The 5,154-nt window shown below is 65.7% G+C and carries 4 protein-coding genes and 1 pseudogene; all 5 read right to left on the reverse strand.

The window, feature by feature from the left end; genetic code table 11:
* The coding region (locus MUO23_04380; protein MCJ7512187.1) for a hypothetical protein at positions 1–936 on the reverse strand (936 nt) is incomplete at its 3' end.
* Positions 920–1,783 carry a MoxR family ATPase gene (locus MUO23_04385; GenBank protein ID MCJ7512188.1) on the reverse strand — a complete coding sequence of 288 codons (864 nt, stop codon included), beginning with the start codon at positions 1,781–1,783 and terminating at the stop codon, positions 920–922. The genes MUO23_04380 and MUO23_04385, both read right to left, overlap by 17 nt.
* A gap of 145 nt (positions 1,784–1,928) precedes the next feature.
* Positions 1,929–4,139, reverse strand: a pseudogene (locus MUO23_04390) (xanthine dehydrogenase family protein molybdopterin-binding subunit).
* Positions 4,140–4,256: 117 nt separating this feature from the next.
* Positions 4,257–4,727: a (2Fe-2S)-binding protein gene (locus tag MUO23_04395; protein MCJ7512189.1), complete on the reverse strand. Its 471-nt coding sequence runs from the start codon at positions 4,725–4,727 to the stop codon at positions 4,257–4,259.
* 4 nt (positions 4,728–4,731) lie between these two features.
* A partial coding sequence (locus MUO23_04400; GenBank protein MCJ7512190.1) for a hypothetical protein occupies positions 4,732–5,154 on the reverse strand: 423 nt, incomplete at its 5' end.

Consider the following 5,154-nt stretch of genomic DNA (forward strand, 5'->3'; position numbering starts at 1 on the left):
TAGCAGGCGATAGGCACCGGCTTCCTGGCGCGGGGCCTCGACGAGGGTCTGTCGGTCGCTACGCACGGCGCTTGGGTGGACCTGCTTCTCACCAACCCCACGCTCGAACCATGGAGCGCTCCCAGGCCGGTACCACTCCGGTAGCTCGCGCCGCCACCCCAAGGGAGTGACTTCCACCAGTCCGTCGTCCAACTCGATCTGCGGCGGGCCGTGGACTTCCGGATCGGGTCCGGCGGCGGGGTTCCTCCCGCGGCGCTCGCCTGGTTCGTCCTCGAGGAAGTCTGATCCGCCCTGTGGCGAAGATCGCCCAGCCTGCGGGAGCAGCGGCCCAAGTTTCGGGTACAGGTGGCGCATCGCCTGCAGCGAACTGGCTGGGCCTTCTCCCCCAGCGCCGGCCACCAAGTCCAGGCGCACCTGCTCGAGCGCAGTCGCCAAATCCGGCCTGTAGTGGCCAGCCGCCAGGCCGCGGCCGGTCAGGTAGATACCGTACTCCACCTGCTCCAGCACTGGCATGCGCTTCAGCAGTCCGCCGCCCAGGTTGGGCAACTGCCGCGCCGCAAAAGACCGCTGCATGCCCGGCCAGCGGCCTACCATCCAATTCTCCATCCGGGCGTCCTCGAGGGCGTGCCACAGGCCGAGGAAGTGCGGCTTGCCGTCGGCTTGCTCCCGCTCGCCTTCCTCAGCCGCCGAACGCACGTCCTGCAGAAAGTGCCCGAGCAGATGCAGGGCCTCGCCCCGCAGCCACAGGTAGTCGGCTGCGGCGGCCTGGTCATCCCCGACACGCAGTACGATCTGTCCGGGGCCAATTCCGTCCGCCGTGCCGAAATCCAGGGCCAGGTCATAGGCATGGGATGATATCTGAACCAGCTTCTCCAGCCGCTCCCGCCGATCCTGAACCAGCTGGTGCCGGGCCTCAGCCCTAGAAGTAGTTATCAAGGATGTCCTCGACCACCTCAGCATCGTAGCTGGACAGTTTGCTGATGACGGTGTACTTGGCGCTTTCACGCACGCCAAAGGTCAGCGACATGCGCGCCCAATCGATCACACGCCGCGTGCTGAAGGCGCCAAAAACCTTCTCGTTGCGGATGGCCGCCCGGACATCGTTGGCCATGCGCACCATCTGACGGATGGTGGCCTCGTCTCCGTTGCCGCTCTGTGCCCTCACCGCTTCCACTTCCTGGTCCTCGCCCAGGTAGTCCATGCGGAGCACAATTGGGAATCGGTCGAGCAGGGCCTCATTCAGCGTCTTGGTCCCCCCGTAGCGGCCTTCTTCGCTCGGGTTCATGCTGGCGAATAGGCGGAAGTTCGGATGCGGCCGCACGATGCGCCCGTCATATTCCATCAGCACGACCATTCGGTCGTCATCCAGCAGCGAGTGCAAACAGAAGGCGATCTCGGGCAGGGTGGCATTGATCTCGTCCAGCAGGATCCAGTCACCGGCCAGCATCGCCTCGACCAACACCCCATTGACCCAATACGTCCCCTGCTCGTTGATCAGCAGCTTGCCCAGGAACTCGTCGACGGTCGTCGCACCGTTCAGGTTGACCCGGCGCAAGCCGTTGCTCGTCCGCCAGGCGAGGTAACGGACGGCCAGCGTCTTGCCGACGCCGGTTTCGCCGATCAGCAAGGCCGGCAAGTTGTGGGCGACGCCATAAGCCAGCTTCTCAAGGTATCCCTGAGCCGGCATGACGTACGTCTGCTCGCCGGGGATGAATGCGCTGGTGTTGCCGACGTTGATCGGCAGACGCACGGATCCGATCTGGATGTCTGGTTCTGCCTGCATCTGGCTGCCTGCCACGGCTTCGTCCAAGACCGTCTCGGATATCGGCGTTCCGTCATGCGACGGATGGCGCGCGCTACCGCCCCACCCCATCCGCCGCCGGCTTCCATCGATTTCCGCCCGTACGAGCGGCGGGCGGATCCGGCTGTTACTTCCCGGCCTGCTTCGCCTCGAGGGCCCGCAGCACCTTTTCGGCTGTCGCCGGCAGGTCGGTGATCCATACCCCGACGGCATCATGGATGGCGTTGATGATCGCCGGCGCCTGGGTGTTGGCCGTCATTTCCCCGATTCCCTTGGCGCCATACGGGCCGGTGCGCGAACCCATCTCGACCACAACTGCGTCCAGCTGCGGCAGGTCCTTGGCGGTGGGAATCATGTACGAGAAGAACCCGGTCGGGAAGTGATCCAGGGTTGGATAGTACGGATGCAGCTCCTCCATCAGCGCCGATCCCAGGCCGCCGGCCGCCCCGCCGTCAATCTGGCCTTCGACCAGCATCGGGTTGATCGCCTTGCCGCAGTCGTAGGCGCTGGCCAGTTTGAGGACCCTCACCCAGCCGGTTTCGGTATCGACCTCGACCTCGGCCACGGTGGCGCCATAGGCCATGGTGTGCAGCGGCTCGCCCTGGCCGGTCTCGGGATCGACGACCGCCACCGGCCAGCCGAAGGCTCCCCGGCCGGCGATGATCTTGCGATCGCTCCAGGTCGCCTGGCCGGCGACGTCGGCGATCGGGATCGCCTGCTCGGGGAAATCGCGCACCACGATCTTGTCGTCCTTGGCCTCGAGCTGCTCGGGCCTGACCCCCAGCTGTCCGGCCGCGACCTCGAACAACACCTGCCGCGCCTCGCGCGCCGCTAGGATCGTGGCATTCCCTGTCTGGTGCGTCACGCGGCTGGCGAAGGTCCCGGTATCGAGCGGGCTGGTATCGCTGTCGACAGCCGTCACGTTGACCTTTTCGATCGGAACCCCCAGCTCCTGGGCAGCGATCTGACGGACGATCGTGCGCGCGCCTTGGCCGATGTCCACGCTCCCGATGAGCACATCGACGCTGCCGTCGGGGCGCATCTTCACCATCACCTGGCTGGGGTCGCCGCCTCCGCTCATCCCGGTTGAGTACCAGACCGCGGAGATTCCCTTGCCTCGTTTGATCGCCATGTGCGCCTCCGCCTACTTCTGCGCCGAAGACATCGCCAACAGGTCCGCCTCGAGCTGGACCCCTGCCCGCTTGGCCGCCGCCTGCATCACCTCGATCAGGCCGCAGTTGTGCTGAACCGCCCCCGTCGCCGAGGTATCGCCATCGCGGATGGCGTTGAGGAAACGCAGCCGCCACGAGTCGATCCCGATCGCCTCGGCGATCTTCTCCATCTGCACGTCCCAGGCGAAGGATCCCTGGTACAGGCCGAAGCCGCGCATCGAGCTGGTGGGGCGCTTGTTGGTGAAGATGGCGTAGCTGTCGATCCAGACGTTGGGGATGTCGTATGGCCCAGCGATCCCCGACGACGCCTTGCGGATCACATAGTCATTGGTCGAGGGATAGGCACCGCCGTCACGCACCATCTTGATCTTGCGGGCCACGATGCGGCCATCCCTTGTCACCCCGTCCTTGAACCACAGGTGGGTGGCACCGCGATGGGTGGAGGCAATGAACTCTTCCTCGCGTGTCCACACCCACTTCACCGGCCGGCCGCCGGTGTACAGCGACAGCACGGCGCAGATGTGGTCCGCATGCGGATCATTCTTGGAGCCGAAGCCGCCGCCGAGGATCCCGCCAATCATGTGGACGTCGGCCTGCGGCTTGTTCAGGATGCCGGCGATCGTGCCCTGGTTGAAGAACACCGCCTGGGTGACGGTGTAGATGTGCGTCCGGCCCATAGAATCGGTGGTTGCGATGCTGGCCTGGGTCTCGATCGGCGAGTGCTCCTGGGCCGCCGTGCGGAAGTAATTTTCGACAATGTGATCCGCCTGGCGAAAGCCGGCCTCCACATCGCCCTTGCGCACCTGGTAGTGGTCCTTGCCGTTGAAAGGCAGCAGGTTGCCTTCCGGGCGCACTTTGGGTGACCCTGGCTCCATCGCCTTCTGCGGGTCGAGGATCGGGGGCCGCTCCTCCAGTTCTACCTTGATCTTGCCCACCGCCAGGCGGGCGATCTCGGGTGTCTCGGCCGCCACCACCGCCACTTCCTGGCCGAGGTAGCGAATCTCCTTGTCGGCCAGGACCGGCTGTTCGCCGCCGAACACGTTGTTGGGGACGTCCTTGCCGACGATCACCGCCACCACTCCCGGCACTTTCTCGGCCCGGCTGATGTCGACGCTCTTGATGCGGGCCGAGCTCAGAGGTGAGCGCCAAGCCTTGACGTGCAGCATCCCCGGCAGCTTGATGTCGTTCACGTAGCGCGTCCGCCCGGTGGCATGCTCCATCCCGTCGTAGCGCGGTAGGCGTTTCCCGACGTAGTTGGTGTCTACCATGGTCGTATCCTCCTCCTACCGCATCTGCTCGGCCGCGGCCAGGATCGACTCGAAGATCTTGTTGTAGCCTGTGCAGCGGCAGATGTTCCCGACAATGGCCTCGGCCACTTCTTCCCGGGTCGGGCTCGGATTGCGGTCCAGCAGCGCCTTGGCCGAGACGACCATCCCCGGCGTGCAGAAACCGCACTGGGCGCCGTAGTGCTCGGTGAAGGCCGTCTGCAGCGGATGCGGCTTCTCCGGCGTTCCGATGCCTTCGATCGTGACTACCCGACGCCCTGCGACGACCGGCGCCAGCACCAAACACGCGTTCACCGGCTCCCCGTCGAGCAGGACCGTGCAGGCGCCGCAGTTGCCCTGTTCGCAGCCGAACTTGGGCCCGGTGACATCCAGGTATTCGCGCAGCAGGGCCAGCAGATTGATCCCGAAAGGGGCATCCACCTTGACCGGCTTCCCGTTCAGTTTGAAGGAGATCTCTCGCTTCAACATGGTCTCAGCCTGCTCCTTCCTTCAACCCGCCAGCCTGCCGCAGCGTGCGCTCGACCAGGACCTTGATCGTCTTGCGCCGATACCAGGCCGTTCCGTGGACGTCGTCGATGGGCTTGGTCTCGGTGGCAGCCACCTCGGCCGCCCGGCCAATGGCCTCCGCCGTGAACGGCTTGCCCCTCAGGGTCTTCTCGGCCTTGACGGCGCGCCGCGGCTTGGGCGCCACGGCGCCCATGGCGATCAGCACCTCGACGCAGTTGCCCTGGCCATCGAGCCTGACCCGTGCGGTGGCGTTGACCACGGCCAGGGTCAGGGCGGCGCGGCGGCCGATCTTGGCGTAGGCCGAGCCCTCATTCCTGCCGGTGGGGGTGATCAAGATCTCCGTCAGGATCTCGCCCGGCTGGATCACGGTCTTGTTCGGCCCGAGGAA

The sequence above is a fragment of the Anaerolineales bacterium genome, from assembly GCA_022866145.1.
Classification (GTDB): Bacteria; Chloroflexota; Anaerolineae; order Anaerolineales; family E44-bin32; genus PFL42.